30 protein-coding genes and 1 other RNA gene are annotated in these 25,416 nt (G+C 60.9%); 28 read left to right on the top strand and 3 right to left on the bottom strand.

Going from position 1 to position 25,416, the window contains the following annotated elements:
- Nucleotides 1-3: 3 nt before the first annotated feature.
- The 19 genes from AB5Y70_RS04520 (at nt 4) to AB5Y70_RS04430 (ending at nt 11,663) form a co-directional block, all read left to right on the top strand.
- The gene (locus AB5Y70_RS04520) at nt 4-216 is read left to right on the top strand and encodes a hypothetical protein (RefSeq protein ID WP_104452622.1); all 213 of its coding nucleotides are present in this window, start codon (nt 4-6) and stop codon (nt 214-216) included.
- Nucleotides 215-280, top strand: an RNA gene (locus tag AB5Y70_RS04515) — hammerhead ribozyme type II. The genes AB5Y70_RS04520 and AB5Y70_RS04515 overlap by 2 nt, the downstream gene beginning before the upstream one ends.
- Nucleotides 281-320: 40 nt before the next feature.
- On the top strand, nt 321-551 hold the full coding sequence (locus AB5Y70_RS04510) for a hypothetical protein (RefSeq protein ID WP_124813036.1): 231 nt from the start codon (nt 321-323) through the stop codon (nt 549-551).
- Nucleotides 538-717 (top strand): hypothetical protein, encoded by a 180-nt coding sequence (locus tag AB5Y70_RS04505; protein ID WP_216944065.1) that lies wholly within the window; start codon nt 538-540, stop codon nt 715-717. The genes AB5Y70_RS04510 and AB5Y70_RS04505 overlap by 14 nt, the downstream gene beginning before the upstream one ends.
- The gene (locus tag AB5Y70_RS04500) at nt 701-1,294 is read left to right on the top strand and encodes a gp16 family protein (protein WP_368175955.1); all 594 of its coding nucleotides are present in this window, start codon (nt 701-703) and stop codon (nt 1,292-1,294) included. Before AB5Y70_RS04505 ends, AB5Y70_RS04500 begins: the two co-directional genes overlap by 17 nt.
- Nucleotides 1,287-1,715, top strand: a complete 429-nt coding sequence (locus AB5Y70_RS04495; RefSeq protein ID WP_368175954.1) for a Mor transcription activator family protein — start codon at nt 1,287-1,289, stop codon at nt 1,713-1,715. The genes AB5Y70_RS04500 and AB5Y70_RS04495 overlap by 8 nt, the downstream gene beginning before the upstream one ends.
- 236 nt (nt 1,716-1,951) lie before the next feature.
- On the top strand, nt 1,952-3,712 hold the full coding sequence (locus tag AB5Y70_RS04490; protein WP_368175953.1) for a hypothetical protein: 1,761 nt from the start codon (nt 1,952-1,954) through the stop codon (nt 3,710-3,712).
- 136 nt (nt 3,713-3,848) lie between these two features.
- Nucleotides 3,849-4,436 (top strand): glycoside hydrolase family 108 protein, encoded by a 588-nt coding sequence (locus AB5Y70_RS04485; protein ID WP_368175952.1) that lies wholly within the window; start codon nt 3,849-3,851, stop codon nt 4,434-4,436.
- Complete coding sequence (locus tag AB5Y70_RS04480; protein ID WP_182953920.1) at nt 4,433-4,744, top strand: hypothetical protein; 312 nt, start codon at nt 4,433-4,435, stop codon at nt 4,742-4,744. The genes AB5Y70_RS04485 and AB5Y70_RS04480 overlap by 4 nt, the downstream gene beginning before the upstream one ends.
- On the top strand, nt 4,737-4,958 hold the full coding sequence (locus AB5Y70_RS04475; RefSeq protein WP_182953915.1) for a hypothetical protein: 222 nt from the start codon (nt 4,737-4,739) through the stop codon (nt 4,956-4,958). Before AB5Y70_RS04480 ends, AB5Y70_RS04475 begins: the two co-directional genes overlap by 8 nt.
- Nucleotides 4,959-4,984: 26 nt before the next feature.
- Nucleotides 4,985-5,212, top strand: coding sequence for a TraR/DksA C4-type zinc finger protein (locus AB5Y70_RS04470; RefSeq protein WP_010674003.1), 228 nt, complete (start codon nt 4,985-4,987; stop codon nt 5,210-5,212).
- The gene (locus AB5Y70_RS04465) at nt 5,193-5,507 is read left to right on the top strand and encodes a DUF2730 family protein (RefSeq protein ID WP_290433646.1); all 315 of its coding nucleotides are present in this window, start codon (nt 5,193-5,195) and stop codon (nt 5,505-5,507) included. Before AB5Y70_RS04470 ends, AB5Y70_RS04465 begins: the two co-directional genes overlap by 20 nt.
- Nucleotides 5,504-5,800, top strand: coding sequence for an ArsR family transcriptional regulator (locus tag AB5Y70_RS04460; protein ID WP_180898576.1), 297 nt, complete (start codon nt 5,504-5,506; stop codon nt 5,798-5,800). The genes AB5Y70_RS04465 and AB5Y70_RS04460 overlap by 4 nt, the downstream gene beginning before the upstream one ends.
- Nucleotides 5,801-5,812: 12 nt before the next feature.
- Nucleotides 5,813-6,388 (top strand): DUF3486 family protein, encoded by a 576-nt coding sequence (locus tag AB5Y70_RS04455; RefSeq protein ID WP_290433647.1) that lies wholly within the window; start codon nt 5,813-5,815, stop codon nt 6,386-6,388.
- Nucleotides 6,388-7,974, top strand: coding sequence for a hypothetical protein (locus AB5Y70_RS04450; protein ID WP_368175951.1), 1,587 nt, complete (start codon nt 6,388-6,390; stop codon nt 7,972-7,974). The genes AB5Y70_RS04455 and AB5Y70_RS04450 overlap by 1 nt, the downstream gene beginning before the upstream one ends.
- Complete coding sequence (locus AB5Y70_RS04445; RefSeq protein ID WP_341722551.1) at nt 7,974-9,545, top strand: DUF935 domain-containing protein; 1,572 nt, start codon at nt 7,974-7,976, stop codon at nt 9,543-9,545. The genes AB5Y70_RS04450 and AB5Y70_RS04445 overlap by 1 nt, the downstream gene beginning before the upstream one ends.
- The gene (locus AB5Y70_RS04440) at nt 9,545-11,020 is read left to right on the top strand and encodes a phage minor head protein (RefSeq protein WP_368175950.1); all 1,476 of its coding nucleotides are present in this window, start codon (nt 9,545-9,547) and stop codon (nt 11,018-11,020) included. The genes AB5Y70_RS04445 and AB5Y70_RS04440 overlap by 1 nt, the downstream gene beginning before the upstream one ends.
- A complete protein-coding gene (locus AB5Y70_RS04435) occupies nt 11,017-11,217 on the top strand; it encodes a hypothetical protein (protein ID WP_010674009.1) in 201 nt (66 codons plus the stop codon). Before AB5Y70_RS04440 ends, AB5Y70_RS04435 begins: the two co-directional genes overlap by 4 nt.
- The gene (locus AB5Y70_RS04430) at nt 11,217-11,663 is read left to right on the top strand and encodes a phage virion morphogenesis protein (protein ID WP_341722553.1); all 447 of its coding nucleotides are present in this window, start codon (nt 11,217-11,219) and stop codon (nt 11,661-11,663) included. The genes AB5Y70_RS04435 and AB5Y70_RS04430 overlap by 1 nt, the downstream gene beginning before the upstream one ends.
- Before the next feature lie 86 nt (nt 11,664-11,749).
- Here AB5Y70_RS04430 and AB5Y70_RS04425 read toward each other — a convergent pair whose 3' ends face one another.
- Nucleotides 11,750-12,118 carry an HNH endonuclease gene (locus tag AB5Y70_RS04425; RefSeq protein WP_368175949.1) on the bottom strand — a complete coding sequence of 123 codons (369 nt, stop codon included), beginning with the start codon at nt 12,116-12,118 and terminating at the stop codon, nt 11,750-11,752.
- A gap of 367 nt (nt 12,119-12,485) precedes the next feature.
- Here AB5Y70_RS04425 and AB5Y70_RS04420 point away from each other — a divergent pair, with 367 nt between their 5' ends.
- The 6 genes from AB5Y70_RS04420 to AB5Y70_RS04395 all read left to right on the top strand — a co-directional run bounded on the left by AB5Y70_RS04420 (nt 12,486) and on the right by AB5Y70_RS04395 (nt 16,776).
- Nucleotides 12,486-13,631 (top strand): phage protease, encoded by a 1,146-nt coding sequence (locus AB5Y70_RS04420; protein WP_368175948.1) that lies wholly within the window; start codon nt 12,486-12,488, stop codon nt 13,629-13,631.
- 54 nt (nt 13,632-13,685) lie between these two features.
- Nucleotides 13,686-14,594, top strand: coding sequence for a Mu-like prophage major head subunit gpT family protein (locus AB5Y70_RS04415; RefSeq protein ID WP_128296919.1), 909 nt, complete (start codon nt 13,686-13,688; stop codon nt 14,592-14,594).
- 212 nt (nt 14,595-14,806) lie between these two features.
- Nucleotides 14,807-15,181, top strand: coding sequence for a Rho termination factor N-terminal domain-containing protein (locus AB5Y70_RS04410; RefSeq protein ID WP_368175947.1), 375 nt, complete (start codon nt 14,807-14,809; stop codon nt 15,179-15,181).
- 1 nt (nt 15,182) lies between these two features.
- The gene (locus AB5Y70_RS04405) at nt 15,183-15,596 is read left to right on the top strand and encodes a phage protein Gp36 family protein (RefSeq protein WP_323921619.1); all 414 of its coding nucleotides are present in this window, start codon (nt 15,183-15,185) and stop codon (nt 15,594-15,596) included.
- Nucleotides 15,593-16,030, top strand: a complete 438-nt coding sequence (locus tag AB5Y70_RS04400) for a hypothetical protein (protein ID WP_323921620.1) — start codon at nt 15,593-15,595, stop codon at nt 16,028-16,030. Before AB5Y70_RS04405 ends, AB5Y70_RS04400 begins: the two co-directional genes overlap by 4 nt.
- Nucleotides 16,027-16,776 carry a hypothetical protein gene (locus AB5Y70_RS04395; protein ID WP_180898558.1) on the top strand — a complete coding sequence of 250 codons (750 nt, stop codon included), beginning with the start codon at nt 16,027-16,029 and terminating at the stop codon, nt 16,774-16,776. The genes AB5Y70_RS04400 and AB5Y70_RS04395 overlap by 4 nt, the downstream gene beginning before the upstream one ends.
- Before the next feature lie 105 nt (nt 16,777-16,881).
- Here AB5Y70_RS04395 and AB5Y70_RS04390 read toward each other — a convergent pair whose 3' ends face one another.
- Entirely contained in the window at nt 16,882-17,613 is a 732-nt protein-coding gene (locus tag AB5Y70_RS04390; RefSeq protein WP_368175946.1) for a hypothetical protein, read from the bottom strand.
- 102 nt (nt 17,614-17,715) lie between these two features.
- Entirely contained in the window at nt 17,716-18,510 is a 795-nt protein-coding gene (locus AB5Y70_RS04385) for a hypothetical protein (RefSeq protein WP_368175945.1), read from the bottom strand.
- Nucleotides 18,511-18,552: 42 nt separating this feature from the next.
- Between AB5Y70_RS04385 and AB5Y70_RS04380 the strand changes: the two genes are divergently transcribed.
- Genes AB5Y70_RS04380 through AB5Y70_RS04370 form a run of 3 tightly spaced genes read left to right on the top strand, consistent with a single transcriptional unit; the run spans nt 18,553 to nt 25,381 of the window.
- Entirely contained in the window at nt 18,553-21,399 is a 2,847-nt protein-coding gene (locus AB5Y70_RS04380; protein ID WP_368175944.1) for a tape measure protein, read from the top strand.
- Nucleotides 21,396-21,764 carry a hypothetical protein gene (locus tag AB5Y70_RS04375; protein WP_180907223.1) on the top strand — a complete coding sequence of 123 codons (369 nt, stop codon included), beginning with the start codon at nt 21,396-21,398 and terminating at the stop codon, nt 21,762-21,764. Before AB5Y70_RS04380 ends, AB5Y70_RS04375 begins: the two co-directional genes overlap by 4 nt.
- Nucleotides 21,761-25,381: a curculin (mannose-binding) lectin protein gene (locus tag AB5Y70_RS04370; protein ID WP_368175943.1), complete on the top strand. Its 3,621-nt coding sequence runs from the start codon at nt 21,761-21,763 to the stop codon at nt 25,379-25,381. Before AB5Y70_RS04375 ends, AB5Y70_RS04370 begins: the two co-directional genes overlap by 4 nt.
- The last annotated feature ends 35 nt before the right edge of the window (nt 25,382-25,416 follow it).

Raw genomic sequence — 25,416 nt, 5'->3', positions numbered from 1 at the left:
CGGATGGATAACGTGAAAGCACTTCTGAACACCAGCGTGGCCGATGCGAAAAGCTCCCTGGAGTGCCTGCTGATGAGCAATCCGCAGCAGGCTCTGGACGATGCGCAACTGGCCGTTGATTTCATCAATCAGTACGGTCAGGCCATCAATCAGAAGTCCAGGATGGCCATGCTGGCCACCATTGTGAGCAAGGCACGAAAGCGCCTGGTCAAGTAAGCGAAACGGGGGGCTTTCCCCCGTCTGCCTGGCGTGGTGGCCAGGCACTGATGAGCAGCCGACCTGGGCCCAGGTCTTCACCGCCTCGAACAAGGAGCACGGCGATGACCAAAACAGAGATGGATATTCGGCTTACCAAGATATTCAGCGCGGCCGCCATTGCACAGGCGACCCCTGATAAACGGGCTGTGTGCAGACAGCTCAAGCAGTTTGATAGAGAGGCTCGTGCCCAAGGGTTGTTTGCCCTGGCAGGAGAGGCCAGCCAGATGCGCTGGCAACTGGTAGCGGAACTGCAGCAAGCCAGAGCAGCAGAGGTCAGTCATGGCTGCGTCTAATTGGCAGGCTCTGCTGGCCTATGTGATGAAGTTTGGCCCCTTGAACCAGCAAGGTGCCGAGCAGTGGCTCGATAGTCATTGCCCTGAGTGGCGCAATGGAAACGATGTGCCTGCCGGTCAAATCTGGGTGGCAAAAGTGGGGAGAAGTCATGACAGCAAGCAATGAACGCACCCGCTTGATCCGGTTGGTACAGGTGGGCCGCCGCTCCCTGGAGCTGGATGAAGAAACCTATCGAGAGCTACTGGCCCAGCAGAGTGGCAAGCGCTCTGCGGCAGATCTGACGCTCCAGGAGTTGGACAAGGTGCTGCTGGCCATGAAGGGGGCGGGGTTTAAACCGACCGTTAAACGTGGTGTAAACGGGGTCAAGCAGAAACGTTTAAGCCCGGCCAGTGGCACCCAGGTTCGGACGGCCGAGATAGGGGTGATCAGGGCTATCTGGATCACAATGGCCAAACACGGCCTGCTGCGTAATGGCAGCGAGACGGCGCTCAATCACTATGTGGAGCGTCAGACGGTGCGAATCAATAACGGGGTGGGTGTGGCCGAGGTGGCCTGGCTCAGCGAGGCGTTGGCTTATCCGGTGCTGGAGTCCCTCAAGCACTGGCATAAGCGGGAGATGGTCAAGGCGTTGCAGGCGGCCAAGAAAACTGTCCCCATCAATGAGAAGACCGGGCGGGTGGCGGGCTATCAGGCCGTTGTGACGGCCTTCGAGCAGATGCAGGCGGAGGTGCAACATGGATAGCAGCCAAGAGAATCTGGACCTGTTCGCCGATGACCATGAATCCTTGGGGCAACTGGTGGACCGACTGGATCAAATCCCGGCGGCCGAGCTCACCGCTAAGTGGCCCAAGGCGCTGGCCGAGCTGGTCGATGTGCTCGCCTGTGAGCTTGGGCGCGGCGGGATGGCGGCAGATAAGGCCTTGGCCCAGGCCCGCAAGTTGGCACTGGTGCAGGCCCACTATATGGGCGGGCGGGCCTACTACATTCCGACCGGGGATCACCTTAAAGCTGCGCTGCGGGACAGAGCCATCTGGGATGAGTTCAATGGCCGCAATATCGACCAACTGGCTCGCAAGCACGGTCTCTCGGTGCCGCAGACCTATGCGGTGGTGGCAGAGCAGCGGCAGCTAACTCGGCGACGAATGCAGTCGGAATTGTTCTAACCATCACGAAAGACCCCGCTTTGGTGGGGTCTTTTTATATCCGTCTTTAGAGGTACGTTTATGATCGCCTGTCTCATAAATAACCCATTGATTCATTGTGGATTTATTGCTAAAACAAAATCGTAAATTCAGGCTATTCGAGATGCAGCTGCCGTGGATAGACGATCTTCTTCAGTCTGAAAATGGTGATGTAACACGAAACGGAGTTGTAACATGCTGATGGTGGAAGATTAACCATGAATGAAGAGTGGATTCTCCAAAAAAAAGAAACCCGCAGAGTATTCTCTAACTCGACTTGGGTCCCATTAAGGGCATCCCAAAATGACGAGAAAGGGGATGTTAAAGGAATTGGCTATACTAGCGAATATTTTGGTTGTGGTTCTGTCGCGTTTCCACCAGAACATAGAAAATTAGTTGAGGAGCGCCTAGGCTGGAGTGATATCGGGATAGGACATACAGTAGCCCCCTATGCTTACGAAGATGGATATTACGCCACCATTGACCAATATCAATACAACGATAAAGAGCCAATAGGCGTAAATCTTGTATTCGAGCATCCACAACCGGTTGTTGGTGGAAAACAATGGATACTAAATCCAGACTTAGTGGTTGCGCTCCACTTGATAAAAGATGGAACTAATTGGGTTAGACCTGAAGAGGATTTCGTTGTTGTAGCACGAGAGCATTTTGATAAAAATGGTGAGCATCGTTTGATAGAAATTAAACGAGAGTTCCTCATTGATTATTTGGCTGCTAGGAACCTTTCACTTCGACTCTCTTATTATCGCCAAAGAGTGGAAAATGTGCCATTTCTTGAAGGCAGTGAATACGCAGATCTAAAAGCACACAAAGAGGAACGGGACAGCGGTCGATTTGAGCTCCGAATTAGTAACATCAATGATGTGTTCGGAGGCAGTTGGGCGATATTTCGTGCTTGGCGTACAGATGTTGACGAAGATGAAGACGCGCCAGTGATGGGGCCAGAAAATGATCATAACACTGGCCATGAAAGCTCGACAGGAGAGCGCGGTGGATATGAGGGAGTCCGAGTTGAGGGTGAATTTTGGCGAGATGAATGGATTGATCACCAAGCTCATAGTGTGCGTGTTCGTGGTGATACCGACACTAATCTCCCTCAGTTCATAGTTGAGACTGATGGCAAACGCATGGCATCTTCTGAACTAAATAATGAAGATATTGGCCGATGGCTTTGGTTTCGTTCAAGTGTTGTGACTGACCTTCTAGGCCACCGCGGCTTTGCCTTGAGATGGTGTACGGCGGAGACAGGTAAGATTTGTTCTACCTCTGGCTACGCTACCCACTTTGGCATCAATTCTGCAGATTTGATAACAGTCTATGCCTACGACATTGCCCGTCTCGCGGCTTGGGAACAACATGTCTGGGCTGCGAACAACGTTGCGCCAGAGGGCAAGGTTTCACCAGAGTTGCTGATGGCGCAAGTTAAGGCTGAGCCTGCGTCTACACATGCGGTTGAGGAATTGTTTTTTGCTAGTATGCGAATGCTAGAACAAGGCTTCCGTGATAAGTTTGGGATTGAGTTGTTCAGTCACGATATCGATGATGAATCTACAATGCAGCAGATATCTCGCTTCCATAGCAAAGATCAAGCCTCGTTACTCAGATTGGCAAAAGACCTTGTTCGCGTCTTTTCGGATCGACTAAACGTCCGTGACCTTCGAAAAATTGCTACCCATGCAGACAAAGATAAGCTTGGCTCAAACAAGCTTCTGCAAGATATTCTTTCCCAGAAAATTGGAGCAGATAAGGCTCGTCAAGTTTTTGCTGAAATTGCTGGTGTCTATGATATGCGCGTCGGTGATGCACATCCGACTGGCTCAAAAATCACAGATGCAATCAAGCTTGCTGGTATTGATGAAGACAATTCTTTTTTAATACAAGGTGAGCAACTTATTCACAATTTTGGGCGATCTATTTGGTATGTAGGCAAGTTTCTTTTTGGACGAAAAGAGAGCTAAGCAAATTGTCGCTTAAGAATGTCTCAATTCAGAGTTAAAACAGTTAGGTAGTTAATTTTCATGTAACCCATCATAAACCCGCCCCATTAAGGCCCCTCGGTACGCTGCGATAACGCAGTTAATCGAGGGGCCTTTTATGTTGCCTGATACCTATCCCATAGCGCTTGCCTGGTTGCTCCGTCCCGATGTGGAAGGGGGGGAGGTCAACCACCCGGCCGACCGTGGAGGCCACACCAAGTTCGGCATGGCCGATGCTGCTGACGGCAAGAAAGACGGCATGCTCGATCTTGATCGCGATGGCTGGCCAGACATTGCAGTCGGTGATGCTACCCCTGCCCATGCCCAGTTGTTTTACCGAGCGAACTACTGGCTGCCCGCCCGTTGCGATCGGGTTGATAGCGTCTGCCCGCTGATCGCCATCGCCCTGTTCGACGGCGCCGTGCATCACGGCCCTGGTCGTTCGGTGCGCCAGTTGCAGCAGGCGCTCGGTGTCATGGCCGATGGGGTGCTGGGCTCGCAAACCTTGCGGGTGCTGGCCGCCAAGACCGGCCGGGATGGTGGCCGGGCCCTGCTGCTCACGCTGCTTGAGATCCGCGCCGGCTTCATGCTCGGCATCGTGCGCAAAGACCCGAGCCAGTGGGCCAATGCCCACGGCTGGAGCAACCGCCTGCTGCGCCTGCAGAGCTACCTGCTCTCGACCCGGTTCGGGGAGGGGGCGGCATGAGCAAACCTAGCCTCATCAACAAGCGCCGCCAGGCGTTGCAGGGGATCCAGGCCGCTGGCTATTTCGGCATCCCCGAACTCAAGAACCCCCGTTACCTCGCCTGCTTCAAGGATGGGCGCCGTGCCCATCTGAAGGCCTATCTGGCCGAACCCGCCTCCATGGACCTGGAGACGATCCCGCTCTACAGCCATCACGCCACTCGCCAATCCCTGTACGAGCAGGGCTGGCGGTCGGTGGGCGAGCTGGATCGCCTGCGGGCCCGTGCCCGTCATACCTCAACCCAACATAAGGAAGCCCATCATGCCTGATTCCCTGTTGCCCCAAGCAAAGCCTGCGCTCAGGAGTCGCGCCGTCATCGGCGGTGTGATTGCCGTGGGGGCCGGTATCGCTGGCCTGTTCGGCGTAGCGATCGATGCCGGTACCCAAGCCAGCCTGGTCTCCACCGCCGTGGATCTGGCCAGTGCCATCGGCGGCCTGCTGGCCATCTGGGGGCGCCTCAAGGCGACCCACGTCATCAAATAAGCCATCAAGCAGGGCAGGAGACACCCTTGAGCGACCCCATAGACCGCGCCCAGCAGCTTGATGCCGAGCGAACCGGGCGCCTTATTGACGCCCACCGGGCAAGGCCCAAACCCCGTGGCGATGGCATCTGTTGCGATTGTGATGAGCCCATCCCGATTGCACGGCTGCATGCCGAACCCGATGCGCCGCGCTGCATCGAGTGCCAGACCCTATTCGAGCGCAAGGAGGCAATCCGTGTGGGAATTCATCGTTAAGAACTGGGGCCCGCTTTATGCGTTGGCCAGCTTGGTGGGCCTGGTGGTGATCATCCTGCTCTCCAAGACCTACGCCAAGCGGGAAGATCTCACCGGCCTGGCCGCCAGGGTGGCCAGGGTCGAGCAGCAACTTTCGGATCTGCCGACCGAGAAGAAGCTGCACACCCTGCAACTGGAGATCAGCGAACTGCGTGGCGAGCTGCGGGCACTGGCGCCGGAGCTGCGCCAGGCCCGCCGTCTCGCCGACATGCTGCTGGAGAACGAGCTCTCAGCGGTACAGAAGGAGAAAGCATGAGCATTCAAGGAATATTGGACGCCCAGCAACGCCTGGTGATCTTGCGTTCCCTGCTCGATATCGGTGGCGCCGCCAATGAGTCGATCCTCAATGACTGCCTCGATCAGCTGGGTACCGGCCGGGTGTCCCGGGATCGGGTCAAGACCCTGCTGGCCTGGCTGGAAGAGCAGGGGCTGGTACGCATCGAGAAATTGGCCCAGGTGCAGGTGGCGCACCTGACCGGCCGAGGCCAGGACGTGGCCGAGGGGCGATCCAGCGTGCCTGGCGTCAAGAAGCCCCGTGCCGAAGATTGAGGGAGGATGACCATGGCCGAGAAACCGACCCGGGGCAGGGCCAGCAAGGTGTGGCTGCTGCCCGAAGCTATCCGCAACGCCCTCAACGAGATGCTGCGCGACAAGGGCAACAGCCAGGCCGCCATCCTGGACGAGATCAATGGTCTTATCGAGGGCGCAGGGTTACCCGATGATCTCAAGCTCTCCCGCTCAGGGCTCAGCCGCCACGCCAGTCAGGTGGAGCAGGTGGGCCAGCACCTGCGGGATTTGCGGGAGACCACGGCGGCACTGACCTCCCAGCTCGGTGACAAGCCGATGGGGGAGACCACCAAGCTCATCCTGGAACTCGGCCGCTCCCAGTTGTTCAAGGCGATGCTGGCCCAGGTGCAGAACCCGGAGGAGGCGGTGGATATCGACATGCTGAAAAACGCCATGTTGGCTGCCCAGCGCCTCGAATCCACGGCCATGCAGAGCCACAAGCGGGAGAAAGAGATCCGCCAGGCCTTTGCCGAGGAGGTGGCCGCCAAGACGGAGGCCATCGTCACCCAGGCGGGCTTGAGCGGTGAAGCCGCCGCCGAGATACGCCGCGAAATCCTGGGGATTGTCTGATGACCACGATCGTACAGACCCCTATCGCCCAGCAGTTGGCCCAGACCCTCGGTACTGAATACAGCCCCGACGAGGTGCTACTGCCGTACCAGAAGATTTGGATAGCCGACGAGAGCCCGCTCAAGATCGCCGAGAAGAGCCGTCGTACCGGGATCACCTGGGCGGAGGCGGCCGACGCCACGCTCACCGCTTCCAAATCTAAGCCAGCTGGCGGTTGCCACCACTTTTATGTGGGCAGCAACAAGGAGATGGCCCGGGAGTTTATCGATGCGGTGGCCATGTGGGCCAAGGCATTCAATAAGGCTGCCGGTGAGATCCAGGAGGAGGTGTTCACCGACGACGAGGACAAGGCAATCCTCACCTTCGTGGTCTATTTCGCCTCGGGCTTCAAGGTGCAGGCGCTCTCCAGCAACCCCTCCAACCTGCGGGGGATGCAGGGCAATGTCACCATTGACGAGGCCGCCTTCCACGACCGGCTGGCCGAGGTGCTGAAAGCGGCGCTGGCGCTGACCATGTGGGGCGCCAAGGTACGTCTCATCAGTACCCACAATGGCGTGGATAACCTGTTTAACCAGCTGATCGGTGACAGCCGCGCCGGCAAGAAACGTTACTCCATTCACACCATCACGCTCGATGACGCATGCGGTCAGGGGCTCTATCGCCGCATCTGCCAGGTCAAAGGTATGTCCTGGTCTCAAGAAGCAGAGGATGCCTGGAAGGCGGGGCTGCTGAAAGACACCGCCACCGAGGAAGACGCGCTGGAGGAGTATTTCTGCGTGCCCAAGCAGAGCAGCGGCGTCTACATCAAGCGCACCCTGATCGAGCGGGCCATGCAGCCAGATATTCCGATCCTGCGTTTCACCGCGCCTGCGGACTTCGAGCTGCAAAGCGAGGAGACCCGCAAGGCGGTGGCGGAGATCTGGTGTGAGGAGAATCTCAAGCCCTGCCTGGAAGCGCTCGATCGCAGTTGCCGCCATGTGCTCGGTGAGGACTTCGCCCGCAAGGGGGATCTCTCGGTGTTCGTCCCGCTCTCCATAGCGCCCAATCTGCGCAAACGGGTGCCCTTCGCGGTGGAACTGGTGAACGCCCCTTATGAGACCCAGCGCCAGATCCTGTTCTACTTGCTCTTGGGGCTGCATCGCTTCACGGCGGCCGCCTTCGATGCCACCGGCAACGGCGGCTATCTGGCAGAAGCTGCCCGGCTGCGCTGGGGCGCCAGCATGATCGAGTGCGTGATGCTAAATGACCCCTGGTATCGGGAGTGGATGCCCAAGCTCAAGGCCGAGTTTGAGGATGGCAACCTGGTGATCCCGCGCCATGCGGACGTGCAGGACGACCTCGGCAAAATCCAGGTCATCAACGGGGTGCCCAAGATCGACAAGGGCAAGAACACCGGCCAGGGCGGCCAGCAGCGCCACGGCGACTTTGCCGTGGCCTTGGCCATGGCCGTGCGGGCCAGCTGGATGGAGGGGGGCGCCATCGAGTTCACCCCCTTACCTGGTAAACACGGGCGCGACAGCAACGACGACTATCACCCATCCCTCGGGACGAGGGATCTTATCAAAAGTGAGAGAGGGGGTTGGTAATGGCCGGACTCATCGACATTCATGGTAACTCGCTGCGCCTGCAGAAAGAGCCGCAAACCGAAAACGACGCCAAGCTGGCCCAACTGCGCCGCCACTACAGCGAACACCCCACGGTGGGGCTCACCCCGGGCAAGGCGGCCGCTGCGCTCAAAGAGGCGGAGGAGGGGAGCCTCATCGCCCAGTGCGAGCTGGCCGAAGACATGGAAGAGAAGGACGCCCATCTGCAGAGCGAGCTTGGCAAGCGGCGCCGCTCCCTGCTCGGGGTGAGCTGGACCATAGAGCCGCCCCGCAATGCGACCCCCGCCGAGCAGCGCGACTGCGAGATGATCCGCGAGCTGCTGGAGGACTTCACCTGGTTGGATGATGCCATCTTTGACGCCACCGATGCGGTGCTCAAGGGGTTCAGTGCCCAGGAGTTCAGCGGCTGGGAGATGGTGGAGGGGTTGCAGCTCCCCAAGGGCATCGTCTGGCGCGATCCCGCCTGGTTCCAGACCCACCCGGATGACTGGAACCATTTGCGACTGCGGGACGGCAGCAAGGAGGGGGCGGCCCTCAATCCGTTCGGCTGGATCATGCACAAGGCCAAGTCGAAATCGGGGTATCTGGCCCGCACCGGCCTTATCCGCACCCTGGTCTGGCCCTTCCTGTTCAAGAACTACAGCGTGCGGGATCTCGCCGAGTTTCTGGAGATCTACGGCCTGCCGGTGCGTCTGGGCAAATACCCGGAAGGGGCCACCGAGAAGGAGAAATCCACCTTGCTGCAGGCGGTGCTCTCCATCGGCCATAACGCCGGCGGCATCATCCCCCGGGGGATGGAGATCGAGTTCCAGAATGCGGCGAGCGGTCAGGCCGATCCCTTTGTGGTGATGATGGACTGGTGCGAACGCTCCATGAGCAAGGCCATCCTGGGCGGCACCTTGACCAGCCAGGCAGACGGCAAGAGCTCGACCCATGCGCTCGGCAACGTCCACAACGAGGTGCGCCAGGAGGTGCGGGATGCAGACCTTCGCCAGCTCGCCGCTACCCTGACCCGGGATCTGGTCTATCCGCTGTTTGCCCTGAACGGCAAGAGCTTCCAGGGGCCGCGCCGCTGCCCGCGCCTGGAATTCGACGTGACCGAGCCCGAGGACATGCGCGATCTGGCCTATCCACTGCGGGCCCTGGTGGGCATGGGGATGCAGATCCCGGCGCAGTGGGTGCGGGACAAACTGCAGATCCCGGCGCCCAAGGAAGGGGAAGAGGTGCTGGTCATCGTCGATAAGCAGGCAGGGGCCGGGGAGGCGGCTCTCAGGGCGCAAGGGTTGGCGGCCTTGGCGGCAAAGAATCCTGTTCAGGGTGATAACAACGACGCCCAACTGGCGAGGCTGCAGGCGGAGGTCGCCCCCTTGCTGGCGGGCATGACCGATGCCGTCCAGGCACTGGTGATGCAGGCCACCACCCTGGAGGAGATCCGGGATGGCTTGCTGGCGCTGGAGCCCAACCTCAGTCATGACGAACTGGGGGCCCTGCTGACCCAGGCCATTGCAGCAAGCGAACTGCTCGGCATGCTGGAGATGGAGGAGGGCAACTGATGCCCGTTCGTTACGGCAGTCTGCCGTTCGAGGAGGCGATCGCCTTCTTTCGCCAGAAGCTGAATATGCCGAGCGAGCGTTGGGCCGATGTGTGGCGGGATGCCCAGAACCGCGCCTTTATGGTGGCGGGGGCGACCAAGACGGACTTGCTGGCGGACCTGCGCGGGGCGGTGGACAAGGCGATAAGCGAAGGGCAATCCATCGGGGCCTTTCAGAAGGCGTTCAAGGAGGTCGTGGCTCGCCACGGTTGGGAGCATACCGGCCCGGCGTCTTGGCGCTCTCGCGTCATCTTCGAGACCAACCTGCGCCAGAGCTACAACGCCGGGCGTGATGACCAGATTGAGCGCATCAAGCACAAGCGCCCCTTTGCCCTCTATCGCCACGGCGACTCCGAGCACCCCAGGGAGCTGCATCTCAAGTGGAACAACCTGGTGCTGCCGGTGGACCATCCCTGGTGGGAGACCCACAGCCCCAGCAACGGCTATGGCTGCAAGTGCAAGAAGTTCCTGCTCTCCGAGGCGGATCTCAAACGTCGGGGGTTGACGGTGGGCCAGGCACCGGATGACGGCAATTATGAGTGGGTGGACAAGGCGACCGGCGAGATACACCGGATCCCTCGTGGCATCGATCCGGGTTTTGATTACCGGCCAAAGACACCCGCCGCCCTGACCGAGGCGATGGCCAAGCGGGAGGCGGCGAAACCCGCGCTGGCCAACCGCTTGCCGCAGCGGTTGGTGGAGAGCGCGTTTTCGACGGCCAAGGGGGTGACGGCGCAGGGGGTCAGCGATCTGCTGGCCCAGCTACCCGCACCCCAGCGTGAGCCCTTGGCGGCCTTCCTCAAGGCGCACCCAATCAAGACCCTGTTTATCAAGCAGACCGAGATGGGCAAGGGGGCGGCAGGGCTCAAGGTTGCGCCGGCCATTGCCGAGTACCTGGGCACAGACCCTTACCTGGTGCGCTCCCTCTATTACACGCGCCGGGCCAGCGCGACCAATGGCTTTACGGCCAAAGGCTGGGGCCATCTGGTTATCAAAGTGAAGGCTGGTGATACACTCAAAGCGGTGGATATGCAGGCGGTGCAAGCGGCGGCGGCCGAGGTGGTGGCCGATGCCAGGCACAACAGCGGTCCGCGCCAATGGCAGCCAAGAGGCACCAGCGGTGAGACCCTGCGCCGTCACTGGAGCGTCTCGGCCAACGTCGGCGGCAAGCAGGGTGAATCTGCGCAGCGGCTTTCTACCTGGTTGCATGAGCTGGGCCACCAGGTTCACTTCTGGGCCGGGGAGCCTGACCTGACGGGGGGGGGGCTGCTGACTGAGTATGCCGGCAAGACCAGGATGGAGGCCGCCGCCGAGGCGTTTGCCGCCTGGGTCTTGGCGAGGGATGCCATGGTGGCGCATTTCCCCGAACTGGCCAAACGGGTGGAGGCCATGCTGGCCCAGGCCACGACCGCCAGCCGCAAAGGAGAGAAAGGATGACCCTGTTGGAGCAAGCCAGCGCCCTGCTGGCAGAAGATGGCCCCTTTACCCTGGCACAGGCCAAGGCGCTGGATGCCTTGTGCGAACAAGCCGAAGGCGAAGAGGCCGACCTGCTGGGGGATCTCTGGGCCGCCGCCATGGCTGCGGCCGATGAGGAGGCACTGCACTTTATGACCACATTTGAGGATGACGTCTGATGGCGGGCAGCTTTATCGCCATCAGCCACCACGGGGTGGTTGATGCCCATGAGCTGCTGGCCCGGCTCTATCAGCGCACCGGCGACTTGAGCGAGCCTCTGGCGGATATCGGCGAGGGGTTGGCGCTCTCCCACCGGGATCGCTGGGATGTGCAGGAGACCCCGGAAGGGGAGCCCTGGGCCCCCCTCTCGGACAAGTACCGCGCCCGCAAGCCACGCCATGCCGACGAGGTGCTGCGCCTCAACGACGATCTGCGCGATACCCTCAACTATCAGGCCGATCCCCTGGCCCTCTACTTCGGTACCCCGCTGGAATACGGCGCCGCTCACCAGTTCGGCCGCCCCGAGATCAACCTGCCCGAGCGCCCCTATCTGGGGCTGTCGGAAACAGACCAGCAGAGCGTGCTGGAGACGCTGGAAGGCTATCTGACGGCGGACGCGCCCTAAGCCTCTGGGCGCGTTTGCGGGGGCAGGGCCAGTGCGATGGCATGGCCCGTCCGCTCTTCACACGGCAAAAGCGCGTTTAAACACCATTAAACAGCCATTGTCTCCTTGGCTTTTACCTTGCGAATGAGGCTCTCAGAGAACCAGCGCCCTTTGCCGATCTGTTTTTGTACCTTCTTCTGGTATTGGCCGGGGCTTAACACGTTGGGTGTTCTGTGGCGGGTACTGTTGCAGTGCTTGCAGGCTGCGACGATATTGCTGGCATGATCCGAGCCTCCGTCACTTCTGGGATGAAGATGCTCCCCCGTGCATTGCAGGGAGCGAGCTTCGGTAGGGGTTAGGCCGTACTGGCGAATCAGCGGTGCAGGCGATGATTCCCACATAGGGAACCCGCAGTAGAAGCAGTGAAAGGATTGGCGAACGGCTGCCTTGTGGCGTTGTTTGGCGATGGAACGCATAGACGAAACCTCAATCAGTGATGTATTGAAGTCCGTAACGGTATCGATTGGGTTATGGCCGGACGGACTTCGGTTTAAGTTGAAGTCCCGTCGGCCTTTAGGGGCTCAGCACGGGTACTGACCGGGGTAACCGGATCAGCCTTGCACCGCTCCCTTGAAGGTACAGCGGCAATCAAGTTGTAGCCGTAATCTAGTCGTATGTAAAGTAGCTTCCAGCATGCTCTATAGGTCCAAATATCCCCTCCGGAACGCTCGTGTTTTAGCGTTCTACCTGGATCTGCACTAACCCACCATAAACCCCACCCCTTGCACTCCTCCCTGACACTGGCACCACTGATTTTTGCTATGTCCAGCCGGAGTGAGAGTGATGCCCCCATCTGCGATTGCCGTGGCCATCTTGACCGCGAGACCCACAACCCTGGGGCTGGCTGTGCTCGATGCGGCGCTTGGCCCGAGCGACGACGGTTGGCACCAGCTGCTGCCGGTGGGCCCGTTCAAGGCCAGGGATGGCCGCCCCTTCGATGTGCCTGGTGGCCACTGGCAGCTCGACAAGACCATCGCCACTACCCTGATCAACCGGGCCAAGGCGCTCGGTCAAGACATCCTCATCGACTACGACCACCAGACCCTCAAGGTGGATCAGAACGGCCAGCCCGCTCCGGCGGCCGGGTGGTACAACGGCGACGAAATCGAGTGGCGCGAGGGGGAGGGACTCTTTATCAAACCCCGCTGGACCGAGCGGGCCGCCGCCCTGGTCGCCGCCAAAGAGTATCGATTCCTCTCTGCCGTCTTCCCCTATGACGCCCAGGGCCGCCCCCTGGAGCTGCGCATGACCGCCATCACCAACGATCCCGGGGTGGTGGGCATGCAGGCGCTGGCGGCCTTGAGTGCCCAACTGATTCAACCCGGCCAGCCGGCCACCCTCACCAAGGAGAACTCCATGAATGAACTGCTGAAAAAGCTGCTGGCCAAGCTCGGTATCGAGCTGACCGGTGACCCGACCGACGAGCAACTGCAGAAGGCGCTCACCGAGCTCGACAGCCTGCAGGCCAGCGCCAAGAAGGCGCCGGAGCTGGAGGCCGCGCTCTCGGCCGAGAAGACCGCTCTGGCTGCCCTCAAGGCACAGACGACGTCAGTACAACAAGGAGCACAGGTTGACCTGGCGCAATTCGTGCCGGTGGCGACCTATAACGCCCTGGTCACCCAGGTGGCGGCATTGACCGCCCAGGTGGACACCACCGATGCCGTGACCCTCATCAAGGAGGCCCGCACCGCAGGCAAGGTGGTGGCGGCCGAAGAGGAGTACCTGACCGCCTTCGCCGCCCAGAAGGGGGTGGCCGCCCTCAAGGCCCTGCTGGAGCCGCGCCCGGCCATCGCCGCGCTCACGGCGAGCCAGACCTCCAGCGTCACCCTGCCTGAGAAAAAGGGGGAAGCCGTGCTCTCGGCCGAGGACAAGTACGCCGCCGACCAGCTCGGCATCAGTCACGAGGACTTTGCCAAGGCCAAGACCTGAGCAAGCCCCGTTTCACGCGAAGGCAGTTCCGTTTAACCAGAGAAGGAATAGACCATGGCCATGATTACACCCGCGCTGCTGCAGTCCCTCTTCACCGGCTTCAAGAAGAACTTTGAAGACGCCAAGAGCGAGGCGCCGACCCAGTACACCAAGATCGCCACCGTGATCAAATCGACCACCAAGTCCAACACCTATGGCTGGCTCGGCAAGTTCCCGAGCTTGCGCAAGTGGGTCGGGGATCGGGTGATCGAGTCGATGAAGACCCACGGTTACCAGATCGTCAACGAAGACTTCGAAGCCACCGTGGCCGTCGATCGCAACGATATCGCGGACGACGAGTTGGGCATCTATGCCCCGCTGTTCGCCGAGATGGGGCGCTCGGCCGGGGTACATCCCGACGAGCTCTGCTTCGGTTTGCTGGGCGCCGGTTTCACCACACCCTGCTACGACGCCCAGTATTTCTTCGATACCGATCACCCGGTCTATCCCAAGGTCGATGGCACCGGCACCCCGGCGCTGGTGGCCAACCTGGTGGTGGATGGCGCCTATACCGGCGAGCCCTGGTTCCTGCTCGATACCAGCCGCGCCCTCAAGCCGATCATCTTCCAGGATCGCAAGTCCCCCGAGCTCATCGCCATGACCAAGATCGACGACGAGGCGGTGTTCACCCGCAAGGAGTTCCGCTACGGGGTGGACTGCCGCGATGCCGCCGGCTTCGGCTTCTGGCAGCTGGCGTTCGCCAACAAGCGGGCGCTGACTCCCGACAACCTGTGGGATGCCTACAGCCGGATGCGGGAATTCCAGGCGGACGGTGGCCGCAAGCTCGGCATCAAGCCGACCCTGTTGGTGGTGCCGGCGTCGCTTGAGAAGTTGGCTACCCAGATGCTGGAGCGCGAGCTGGAAAGCAGCTCCAGCAACGAGCTCAAGGGCAAGCTGGAACTGGTGGTGGCTGACTACCTGTAAGCGACACCGAGCTGTTTAACGGCGGGGTGAAGCGAGCGCAGTGTGGGCGTTTAACCCCCGTTTAAACCGGATCCTGGATTGAACGAGACAGAGGGAAACATGAGATGGAACACGAGATGGAACAGGCTATTCGAGTTGGCATCACATCAACGGTTCGTCAGATCTATTTTCGCGCGGGCCTGGCGATTGCACCTGGCAAGTCTGAGCAGGCTGTGTCGCCTGTGCAGTGCGAGACCCTGGAGGCCGATCCGCGCCTGGTGGTCACCCGCCTGGGTGAAGACGTCGCCCCTGCGACGACTGATGCACCGCAGACGGGCTGGGATCTGGACCCAGCAGTGGGCGGCCTGACCGGCTCGGGCTATCTGGCGGGCGTCGCCACCCTAGATGGCAAGGTCACCCCGTTGGCCGAGATGAAGGTCGAGGAGCTGCGCGAACTGGCCGTGGAGATGGCGATCCCGGGGGCCGCCAGCATGAAGAAGGCCGAGCTGGCGGCAGCCATTGCGGCGACCGAGGTGCAATACCCGGTCAAGGACGAGGCTGGCGTCACCACTGAGCCGCCTACCGACCCCGTGGCCGAGGACGCCTGATATGTACGCCAGCGTCAATGACATGATGACCCGCTTTGGCGAGGCGGAGCTGTTGCGCCTCGCCATGACCCCGGCCGGCGAGCTGGACAGTGCGGCCATCACCATCGCACTGCAGGACGCCGGCGCCCTGATCGACGGCTACCTGGCGGGGCGATACCCGCTGCCGCTGGCCCATGTACCGAGCGCCCTGGTGCCCATCTGCGCCGACATTGCCCGCCACCGCCTCTATGGCGAGCAGGCGCCGGAGCAGATTGCCAAACGCAATGAGGCGGCCCTGGCCTTCCTCAAGTCGGTGGGCAAGGGGGAGCTGGCGCTGGGGCTGGCGGCTGACGGCGAGCAGGTGGAGAGCCAGAACCTGGCCCAGTTGCAGTCCGATGGTCGGGTGTTTGGCCGGGGCAGTGGGGGCTTCTTATGAACGGGCCGACGCCTGAACTCGACTACCTGGCGGCGGGGGAGCGGTTGCGCGAGCTGCTGCTGCCTTTGAAGACCCGGGGGCTCAAGGAGGTGTTTGTAGCCACCGATCTGGAGGCGGTGGCCAACCTGGGGCAGCACACCCCGGCCATCCATGTGATTTACCAGGGAGAGCGAGAGAGCGAGACCAGCCAAAGCGGGCGGCAAAGCGCGTTCGATCAGGTTTGGCTGCTGGTGTTGGTACATCGAGCCACCCCCAAGGAGGCCAGCGCCGGGGTGTGGCTGGGGCGCATGTTGCAGGCCGTGGCCGGTCGGGTCTGCGGTGACAGTACCTTTCGGCGTGAAACCGCACCGGTCAAGCCGAGTTACAAGGGTGGGGTGGTCTATCTGCCCCTTGCCTTCAAGACGACAGTGAAATTCAAGGGAGAACGGTCATGAGCGAAACACTGCACCTGGAAGGGGATCTCTACATCGAGACCTTCACCAACAACGTCTCGAACGGGGTGATCGGCCCGGTGGACGTCAACAGCCTGGAAGTCAAACCGGACAGCGAGAAGATCAGCATCCCGAGCAAGCGCAAGCACAAGCTGGGTCAGGCGCGAGAAAGCTACTTCGTGGCCAAGCCTGCCACGGTCAATATCAAGACCAGCGAGATCCCCCCGGTGTTGCTGGCCGCCGCCTTTATGGGGCTGGAAAGCCCCATCAACCAGGGGGCGGGGACGCTGACCGAGGTGCCGGTGACCCTGCTGGCGCACCCCAAGTGGGTGAGCCTGGGCAAGACCAACCTCTCGGCCACTGGCCTGGTGGTGAAGGAGGGGGCCACCTCTTTGGTGCTCGGCACCGATTTTGAGATCAACTATGCCCTGGGGCTGCTGCGGGCCACCAAGGCGGGGGCGGTGGCAGATGGCGGCCCCGTGACCGTCAGCGCCAGCTATAACGCCATCACCGGTACCCGCATCGCCGGCAACGTGCAGCCGGAGGTGAAGGCGAAGCTGACCCTGGATGGGCGCAGCGTGATCAGTGGGGAATCCATCCTGCTGACGGTACCCCGCGCCAGCTTGTCCCCCAAGAAGGCGGTGGACTTCCTCAGCGACAAGCCCATCGAGATCGAGCTGGAAGGGGAACTGCTGGCCCTGGATGGCGAGGATGCGCCTTTCTATGTGGACCGGCCGGAGACGGTGTGACGGGGGACAATGAAAACGGCGGGGAGACCCGCCGTTTTCATATTGGCCATAAGCGCTAGATTATATATATCTAGTTGAACTTTGAACCTAAAGAAATGGTCATAACTAACCTGCTCGTGATTTAATGTAGTTTCCAGACAACAATGATTTATCAACCTCTTGGCATAATAAAATAACTGCATTAAAGGCATTTTCAACTATAAAAAACCTTGTTGGCAGTTTCCAGTCGATAGTGCAGTCTATTGCTGAACCATAATTTTTTTTGAATTTAGCATCTACGCGACCTGAATTGTGTATAAACAAATGGCGCATTTCCAAGTAAGCTAAGGCATTGGTTTTTATGTCATTTTTAATGCTGATATTAGTATGCCTTATGATCTTGTCCAGCAATTTACTTGTGCTTCTTTCATTTTCTAAAGCTCTAAAAACATTATCGCATATCTTCATTTTTATAGACTCGTAGTCACCTAGGCTGATAATTTCAGAGTATTTTATTTCCCCGGGTGATTTTTGAGCTATTTGATGTGGGTTTGTTTCATACAAAAGGGCAAGAATACCCCTCATGTAATCGGTCCACAAAGAATAAAGATTAATTATGGCAGCCTTGTAATTGGCATTTTTTGCTTGCGCCAAGAGTCTGGGGCTTTGGTTTGCTGGAATATGAAGTTGATCATATTTAGATTCATCGTAACCTAATACTTTTGCTAATGAACCGGACTCCTTGGCAGATATTTTATGTGCACCAAGCAATGCAACATCCAGTATCTGAAGATTCTGTTTCTCTTGTTCAATTCTGTTTCTTAATTTCTGCAGTGGCTTACTTTCAACTTGCGACATAATTTATTTTTCTCTCTTTTGTATGGGTAATAAATTCAATATGACATGTAGTCATAAATCCACAGATAGTATGTCCCATGTTTTTCTGACAACTGAGATTAGTTACTTAGAAAATATGGGGCGAATATGGTCATAATTGGCGGGGACATCCAGCCTCTTGAAGAATTCATCTGTAAATGCAACTGCAGTCTTAACAGCCCATAGAGCACAACCCGATCCAAGAAGCTTATCAGGGTAAAAAGGGTTACCAACGCCTGTTAGTGGATTAATACTAAACTTTCCTGTCAAACGTTTCTCAAACTTATGAAGCTTTGGTGATTCATTTCCGTTATAGCTAACGAATGTTTCTGGCTCGTAGTGGATAAGTGCATTTCGTAGTTCTACTAATAGTTTGACGTCTTGGTATGGATTACAACCTTTATCGATAACTGGCTTATTATTCAACTCCAGAGCTATTTCATACTTCTCAAGTATTGTATAAGAAGCCGTCCGAGGTACACCAATTTTCCAAAGACGCCCCATGATGTCTTTGGCTGGCAGCGCTGCAATCCCCCCTGTAGTATGTGCATCTGCACAATCAGAAAAAAGTTCGTTTATTGTTGCTTCAAGGAATGCAGTTGACACAATTATGGACGAAACGGCATATGCGTTATGTTGCCTACGTTCATTACTATCAATTGGCGTTGCTATAGCATCAGACTCAATGTCATGACATTGTCTGGCAAACAATGCTGCGGCTGATAGATGACTGATGGATAAGTAATGGCGCATTAAAATGGTTACGGACATTTTAAGGAACTTAAGGCTGTTGGTCAGAATTGCAAAGCGTACTCGAATGCGAACGACATTCCTGTGATATGTCTCAGTAATTCGCCATAAACCCTTACATCCTGCCATTTCTTTACCATAGGGCATATCTGAATCTGATCGGAATGCCCCATGTCTACCTCTTCCACCCTCAAACTCGCCCTGGAGCTGGCGGCCAAGGTCACCGGTCGCGAGGACCTGGCCGCGCTGGCGGGGCAGGTGCAGGAGCTGGGGCCTCTCTCGACCGATACCGCCGCTGAGACCGAGCGGCTGGCGCAGACGCTGGAAACCTTGACTCAGCAGCGCGACCTGATCGCCCAGTTCGAGGCCAGCGGCCGCGCCCTGACCCAGCTCGAACTGGCCACCGTGCTCTCCCGGGACAAACTGGCCGAACTGCGCCGCGAGCAGCAGGGGGCGGCAGGCAGCGCCCGCCAGCTCACCGACCAGGAACGACTGCTGGCCTCCGAGGTCAAGCAACTGGAGCGCCAGCTGGTCGCCCAGGCTGCCAGCCACACCCGCCTACACACCGCCCTCGGTCAAGCCGGGCTCGATACCCGCAACCTCGCCCAGGAGCAGAGCCGGCTGCAGCGCGAACTGCGCGAGAGCGCGGCCCAGACCGAACGGCTGGGGCGTTCCCTGGTGCAGGGGGGGCAAGGCGCTGGCGGGTTCCAGGGGGCCATCGGTAGCCTGACCGGCCGCCTGGTGGCGATGGCGGGTACCTGGTTCGGGATCCAGACCCTCACCACCCAGCTGATGGCCATGTTCCAGACCGGCGATCAGGCCGAGCGCCTTAGCGTCCAGCTCAAGGCGGTTATGGGGTCGATTGCCGGTGGCAAAGAGGCCTCCGCCTGGATCCAGGACTTCGCCAAGAACACTCCGCTGCAGCTCGACGAGGTGACCCAGGTCTTCGTGCGCCTGAAAGCCTTTGGCATCGACCCCATGAACGGCGCCATGCAGGGCATCGTCGATCAGGCCTACAAGCTCGGCGGCGGGTTCGAGGAGGTGCAGGGTATCTCCCTGGCCCTCGGCCAGGCCTGGGCCAAGCAGAAGCTGCAGGGGGAGGAGATCCTGCAGCTGATCGAGCGCGGGGTGCCGGTGTGGCAGCTGCTGGAACAAGTGACCGGCAAGAACACCGCCGAGCTGCAGAAGCTCTCGGAAGCCGGCAAGCTCGGCCGGGACACCATCCAGGCGCTGATGAACGAGATCGCGGCCCAGTCGAGCGGGGCCGCCGCCAACAACATGAGCCTGCTCTCCGGGCTTATCTCCAACACCCAGGACAACCTGGCCAAGTTCTACCGCATGGTGGCGGAGAACGGGGCGCTGACCTGGCTCAAGAATCAGCTGGCCAGCCTCAACCGTGAGTTTGACCTGATGGCCCAGGATGGCCGTCTGCAGGCGTGGGCCCAGCGCTTCTCCGATGGCATCGTTTCTCTGGGGGAGTCCATCAAGGCCTTCATCCAGACCGTCTATGCCTGGCGGGATGCCCTGCTGGTGATGGCTCAGGCCTGGTATGGCCTGAAAATCGCGGGCTGGATTGCCGATCTGCGCGGCCTCTATGGCCAGTTCATCGCCCTGCCGGCGGCGACGGCCACGGCGGCGGGGGGCATGACCACGGCAGGGACGGCGGCGGCCGCCGCCTCTATCGGGGTGCAAGCCCTTGGGATGGCGATCAAGGGGTTGCTGGCTGCCGTCACTGTCGAGTCGATATTCCAGATCATCCGCCTGGCCACCGCCCTCAAGGAGTGGATGCAGGCCGAGCTGGCGCTGCGAGAATCCCAGGCGCTCCGTGCGCAGACCCAGGCCCAGCTCAATGGCCAACTGGCGGCGCTCTCGGCTCAGCTAGGCATTGCGATCACCAGTGTGGAAGACATGGACAGGGCCGTGGCCGAGGGCAAGATCCATTACGACGAGGCGACCGGCAGTTGGCGAGCGGGGGCCGCCGCCGTGCAGGCGCTCGGTACCGAGGCCAAGCAGACCCGCGACTACCTGGATGAGATCAACGCCGTGGCCAGGAAAACGGCGGCAGAGCTCCCCGCCACGCTGGGCAAGGCAGCCCAGACCCTGGGGCTGGACTTCGAGCGGGCCAATGGCCGTATCGGTGAGAGCTTCAAGGAGACCCTCGGCGCCCTGGATACCCTGGTGCAGCACAGCGGCTCCAGTTCGGCGGCCTGTGAGGAGTACCTGGCGGCGGCGTTCAACCAGGCGAAGAACAAGGCCGAGATCGACGCGGTGATCGAGCGCATGCAGGCGATGGCCAAACAGGGCCAGCTCACCGGGGATGGCATCACCCGCTCGATGGCCATCGCGGCCGACGCAATGAGCAAGGTGAAGGGGGGCAGCGGTGACGCCAAACAGGCGGTGGCGGCGATCGGCGATGGCTTCGACACCGCCGCCGCCCGGGCCAAGAGTGCGACCGATGCCATGCGCTCCAACCTTCGCGGCGTACAGGATGAGGCGCAGCAGACCGGCAACGCCGTGGCCTCGGCAGGTGGCGGGGGCGGTGCGGGCGGTGGCCGGGGGGAGGTGACCCGCAGCGTGGGCGCCGGCTCCTTCTTCTACAAGACCGTGGACATCAACAACCTGCGCGGCAATGCCGATGCCCTGGCCAACACCCTCGCCGGCGTGGAAGAGGAGCTGGCCCGCTACAGCCAGAAGGTCAGGGACATTCCCGCCTATAGCGAGTGGAGCAAGTATTACGGCGAGAAGTTCCAGAAGGAGATGGAGGCCATGCGCACCAGGCTCCAGCAGGAGCTGAGCAAAGCCCAGGCCAAGGAATCAGAGAAGGCGCAGGTGCCCACACCGGCCCCCAGCCAAGCCGGGTCATCAAGTATCCCCCAGAGCTCATTCAGCCAGGGGCAACCCCAGCGGATCATCATCGAGTTGCGTGCATCGAACGGTGCCAAGGCTGAGGTGCAGGCCGATGAGGCCAATGCCGCCGCCTTTATCAACCTCCTTAAACAGCAGGGACTGCGCTCATGAACGTCACCTTAAACGGGCTGCACCTGCCCGATGATCTCATCTGGCGCGACGAGTTCGACTGGGCCCCCGTCGAGCAAGTGGTCACGCCGACGCTCTCTGGCGCTCTCCTGGTTGAGGAGACGGCCAAACCGGAAGGGCGCCCCATCACCCTGGTGGGCCATTGCCCCCGTGCCACCGTGCTCGCACTCAAGGCGCTGGAGGCCCAGGTGGCCCAGCTGATGACCCTGACCCTGCTGGATGGACTGCAGCGGGAGGTGTTCTGGCGCAGGCCCGGCATCGTGGCCACCCCCTTGATCGAGATGGCCGACCCCGAGGCGGGTGAGCCCTATGCCCTGACCCTTAACTTCACCGAGGTGATCCGATGAGCATTCTTTCCGGCGACATCAAGCTGCTGGCCAGCCAGCGGCTGACGGATACCCCCGATGGTGGCGGCCGGGTAACCGGCCACGAGATCGTCAGCGGCGAGCACAACAGCCTGTTCCCCGACATCAGCGATCTCGACCGCGCCTATGGGGTGGTCAACCTGCGCAAGGCCTTCTTGACGGTGCAGACCGACAACACCGACACCTATTACGGCGCCAACACCACGGTGCTGCTGCCGCCGAGCGACCCGAACGTGGGTCTGTGCCTGATGAGCACCGAGGACCACCACGACACCCGCGCCGCCGCCCGTGACGTGCTGGAGCGCTACCTGGCCCGTGGGCCCAAGTGGCGCGGCTTCCTGTACGACACCCAGCTGGAAGGGCAGCGGGCGATCCGCTTCTTCCAGCGCGTCGAGGTGCGCCTGCCGGAGGTGGGGGAGACCCTGGTGCTGGTCGGCAACGAGGGCAAGGCCGGCGAGTTCGAGCAGTATGTGCGCATTCTGGAGGTGACCCAGCAACTGGCCAAGTTCCAGATCCCCGGGGTGCCCGAGTTCACCCGCAACGTGGTGACCTGCAAGCTGGCGGATCCGCTGCGCTACACCTTCGAGGGGGAGCAGCCGACCCCCTATGATGTGGTGACCAACCTCAAGACCGCCCTGCGTGAGACCGTGGTGGCCGATGCGGCCAACTACTTCGCCACCACCAAGCTCGCGGAAAATGCGGCGTTCGGGGCCATGCAGGTGAAGGCCAAGACCATCTTCACCCAGCTGGTGCCGGCGGCCAGGAGCGAGACCCCGGCGGTGGACCTGACCGCCGCCGGCGAGCTGGCCAGCCTGGTGGATTCCGGTAAGGCCCTGGTCACCTTCTCGACCGTGGCCAGCATCGCCCCGAGTCGGGGCCTGTTCCTCGGCACCGGCGTCAAGCCGGGGACGCTCAGCATCACCATCGGCGCGGCCACCATCACCGACAAGGGGGGCGAGCTGGTTGTCGCCGGGTCTGTGGTGGGGGCCATCGACTATGGCCGGGGCCAGCTGGAGTTCAACGCCCAGTGCCCGAACTACGGTACCGCGAGCAAGAGCGTCAGTTTCTGGCCGGCGGCCCGCCCGTCGCGTATCGCCGACACGGCCCAGATCGAGATCAAGGCCAACAACCGGGGCTATGCCTACACCATTACCCTGCAGCCGACCCCGGCGCCGGGCACCCTGACGGTGTCGTTCATGGCGCAAGGCAAATGGTACGACTTGAAGGACAACGGCCGGGGCGAGCTGTTCGGGGCCGACAGGTCCTACGGGTCCGGCGTGGTCAATCTGGCCACCGGCTCGGTCATGCTGACCCTGGGGGCGCTGCCGGACGTGGACACGGCGATCCTGTTCAGCTGGGCCACCCCGGTCAACTACACCAACCGCAGCGGCCAGGCCATCAGCATCAGCAAGAGCGCCTGGCAGCTGCCCCACACCGGCATCACCCCCAAGAGCCTGATCCTGACCTGGGGCGCTGGCAAGACCGCCAACGATGCGGTGGGGGATGGGCGGATCCGGGGCGACATCACCGGCACCATCGACTATGCCGAGGGCATCATCGATCTGGAGCACATCACCCTGCCGGCACTGGGCCAGGAGTACGTGGCCCAGTACCAGTATGGCGAACCGGTGACCGAGCGCCACATCGAGCCTGGGCGCCTCAGCACCCCCGGCCAGGTGGGGCACCTCTCCATCACCCTGGACGGTGACGGCGGCGGGGCGCTCAACCTCACCCCGGGGTCGGTGCGGGTGAAGTTCAACGCGCTTTACAACATCGTGGCGGCCGATGAGCGGATCCTCTCCATCGAGAAGAAGGACCCCATCATCACGCTGCAGGACGATGGTCAGGGCAACCTGAAAGACGCCAGCGGCAACGTGCTGGGCGCCATCGACTACGGCGCCGGCACCCTGCATTTCATGCCGGACGGCACCGCCCTGCTGCCAGAACCGACCTATGCCTGGGTGCCGGCGGGCAGCCATCAGGACCCGGTGACGGGCACCTGGTACACCGACATGCGCTGGACCCTGACCGGCTTCCAGTACATCAACAGCGCCTACACCTTCCCCGATGGCGAGGGGGGCTGGGTCGATGTGACCTACCGCAACAACAACAGCGCCCTGGCGCAGAATGCCACCCTGACCGCCCAGGCGCTGCGCATCGACGTGACCCCCGGCTATGCCGAGGCGATCCTGGAGGGCTCGATGCGCTTCACCCTGGGGGGGGCGGTCTATGTAGACCGCCAAGGCTTGCTCTACCGCAACCCGGACCCTGAGACCGGTGCCGGCATCCAGGCGGGCACCATCGACTACAGCAACGGGGTCGCGGTGCTGGCCGACTGGGCGGCAGGGCAGGGGGCCCAGCCGTCGCTGCAGTCCCTGGCCACCTCGTTCAGCGTTCAGTCGGTGGATGCGGTGACCTTCCGCACCCCCGGGGCCCCGGTGGCCCCGGGCAGCCTCTACCTCAGCGCCAACACCGCCACCGGGCGGCGCATCGAGGCAACGGCGGACGGGGACGGCTATTTCACCACCACCGACATGGATGGCCGGGTGAACTACCAGACCGGGGTGGTATGGGTGCGCTTTGGCCGCAAGGTCACGGCCGCCGGCAACGAGGGGCAGCCCTGGTATGACGCCGAGCAGGTGGGGGAGGATGGCAAGATCTGGCGCCCGCTCAGCGTGGTGGCCGACACCATCCGGTTCAACTGCGTGGTGTTCAGCTATCTGCCGCTCGATGCCGACCTGATCGGGCTGGATCCGGTGCGGCTGCCGTCCGATGGCCGGGTGCCGTTCATCCGCACCGGCAACATCGTGGTGGTGCACAGCACCCGCAAGGCCGCCTTCCCCATGGGGGTCAGTGCCGGGCAGCAGCTCAACATCGGCCGCGAACGGCTGGCTTATGCCCATGTGGAGGACAAGGACGGCAAGCAGCTGGCCCAGGCGCTCTACAGCGTCAACCTGGACAGCGGCGTGGTGACGCTTGCCAGCCCCTTGAACCTGACCGGTTACGCCGAACCCCTCTACGTGGTGCACCGCATCGAGGACATGAGCCTGGTCAGCGACGTGGAGATCTCGGGCCGGCTCAGACTGGCCAGGCCCTTGTCCCACGCCTATGACGCCGCCGACACCCTGGTATCGAGTGCGCTCATCATCGGCGACTTGTGGGCGCGTTACACCGGGCTGTTCGATCAGAAGAGTTGGACCAATGTCTGGTCTGATTACCTCATCGGCGACCAGTCCACGGCGCAGTACAACGACACCGACTACCCGATCCTGGTCACCAACCGCGCCACCCTGCAGGAGCGCTGGGCCATCATCTTCAACTCCAGCACCACCTTTGTGCTGGTCGGGGAGCATGTGGGCCAGATCGCGGTGGGGGACGTGAACACCGACTTGGCCCCTATCAACCCCAACAACGGCCAGCCCTATTTCAGGCTGGATCACCGTGGCTGGGGGGCGGGTTGGTCGAGCGGCAACGTGCTGCGCTTCACCACCCAGGCGGCGGCCTATCCGCTCTGGGTGATCCGCACCATCCTGCAGTCGGTGGCGGCGCAAGAGACCGACAAGTTCGAGCTGCAGCTGCGCGGCAACGTCAACCGTTAACCGGGTGGGGCAATCTGCCCCACCCCAACCAATCA

Source organism: Aeromonas sp. s1(2024), from assembly GCF_040908005.1.
Classification (GTDB): Bacteria; Pseudomonadota; Gammaproteobacteria; order Enterobacterales; family Aeromonadaceae; genus Aeromonas; species Aeromonas caviae.
Note: the sequence above shows the minus strand (reverse complement) of the source record. Positions and strands in the feature narration are given on the sequence as shown.

Coding starts and splice junctions, on each gene's coding strand:
- AB5Y70_RS04520 (WP_104452622.1), top strand. CDS start 4: ATGGATAACGTGAAAGCACTTCTGAACACCAGCGTGGCCGATGCGAAA.
- AB5Y70_RS04510 (WP_124813036.1), top strand. CDS start 321: ATGACCAAAACAGAGATGGATATTCGGCTTACCAAGATATTCAGCGCG.
- AB5Y70_RS04505 (WP_216944065.1), top strand. CDS start 538: ATGGCTGCGTCTAATTGGCAGGCTCTGCTGGCCTATGTGATGAAGTTT.
- AB5Y70_RS04500 (WP_368175955.1), top strand. CDS start 701: ATGACAGCAAGCAATGAACGCACCCGCTTGATCCGGTTGGTACAGGTG.
- AB5Y70_RS04495 (WP_368175954.1), top strand. CDS start 1,287: ATGGATAGCAGCCAAGAGAATCTGGACCTGTTCGCCGATGACCATGAA.
- AB5Y70_RS04490 (WP_368175953.1), top strand. CDS start 1,952: ATGAATGAAGAGTGGATTCTCCAAAAAAAAGAAACCCGCAGAGTATTC.
- AB5Y70_RS04485 (WP_368175952.1), top strand. CDS start 3,849: ATGTTGCCTGATACCTATCCCATAGCGCTTGCCTGGTTGCTCCGTCCC.
- AB5Y70_RS04480 (WP_182953920.1), top strand. CDS start 4,433: ATGAGCAAACCTAGCCTCATCAACAAGCGCCGCCAGGCGTTGCAGGGG.
- AB5Y70_RS04475 (WP_182953915.1), top strand. CDS start 4,737: ATGCCTGATTCCCTGTTGCCCCAAGCAAAGCCTGCGCTCAGGAGTCGC.
- AB5Y70_RS04460 (WP_180898576.1), top strand. CDS start 5,504: ATGAGCATTCAAGGAATATTGGACGCCCAGCAACGCCTGGTGATCTTG.
- AB5Y70_RS04455 (WP_290433647.1), top strand. CDS start 5,813: ATGGCCGAGAAACCGACCCGGGGCAGGGCCAGCAAGGTGTGGCTGCTG.
- AB5Y70_RS04450 (WP_368175951.1), top strand. CDS start 6,388: ATGACCACGATCGTACAGACCCCTATCGCCCAGCAGTTGGCCCAGACC.
- AB5Y70_RS04445 (WP_341722551.1), top strand. CDS start 7,974: ATGGCCGGACTCATCGACATTCATGGTAACTCGCTGCGCCTGCAGAAA.
- AB5Y70_RS04440 (WP_368175950.1), top strand. CDS start 9,545: ATGCCCGTTCGTTACGGCAGTCTGCCGTTCGAGGAGGCGATCGCCTTC.
- AB5Y70_RS04435 (WP_010674009.1), top strand. CDS start 11,017: ATGACCCTGTTGGAGCAAGCCAGCGCCCTGCTGGCAGAAGATGGCCCC.
- AB5Y70_RS04430 (WP_341722553.1), top strand. CDS start 11,217: ATGGCGGGCAGCTTTATCGCCATCAGCCACCACGGGGTGGTTGATGCC.
- AB5Y70_RS04425 (WP_368175949.1), bottom strand. CDS start 12,118: ATGCGTTCCATCGCCAAACAACGCCACAAGGCAGCCGTTCGCCAATCC.
- AB5Y70_RS04420 (WP_368175948.1), top strand. CDS start 12,486: ATGCCCCCATCTGCGATTGCCGTGGCCATCTTGACCGCGAGACCCACA.
- AB5Y70_RS04415 (WP_128296919.1), top strand. CDS start 13,686: ATGGCCATGATTACACCCGCGCTGCTGCAGTCCCTCTTCACCGGCTTC.
- AB5Y70_RS04405 (WP_323921619.1), top strand. CDS start 15,183: ATGTACGCCAGCGTCAATGACATGATGACCCGCTTTGGCGAGGCGGAG.
- AB5Y70_RS04400 (WP_323921620.1), top strand. CDS start 15,593: ATGAACGGGCCGACGCCTGAACTCGACTACCTGGCGGCGGGGGAGCGG.
- AB5Y70_RS04395 (WP_180898558.1), top strand. CDS start 16,027: ATGAGCGAAACACTGCACCTGGAAGGGGATCTCTACATCGAGACCTTC.
- AB5Y70_RS04390 (WP_368175946.1), bottom strand. CDS start 17,613: ATGTCGCAAGTTGAAAGTAAGCCACTGCAGAAATTAAGAAACAGAATT.
- AB5Y70_RS04385 (WP_368175945.1), bottom strand. CDS start 18,510: ATGGCAGGATGTAAGGGTTTATGGCGAATTACTGAGACATATCACAGG.
- AB5Y70_RS04380 (WP_368175944.1), top strand. CDS start 18,553: ATGTCTACCTCTTCCACCCTCAAACTCGCCCTGGAGCTGGCGGCCAAG.
- AB5Y70_RS04375 (WP_180907223.1), top strand. CDS start 21,396: ATGAACGTCACCTTAAACGGGCTGCACCTGCCCGATGATCTCATCTGG.
- AB5Y70_RS04370 (WP_368175943.1), top strand. CDS start 21,761: ATGAGCATTCTTTCCGGCGACATCAAGCTGCTGGCCAGCCAGCGGCTG.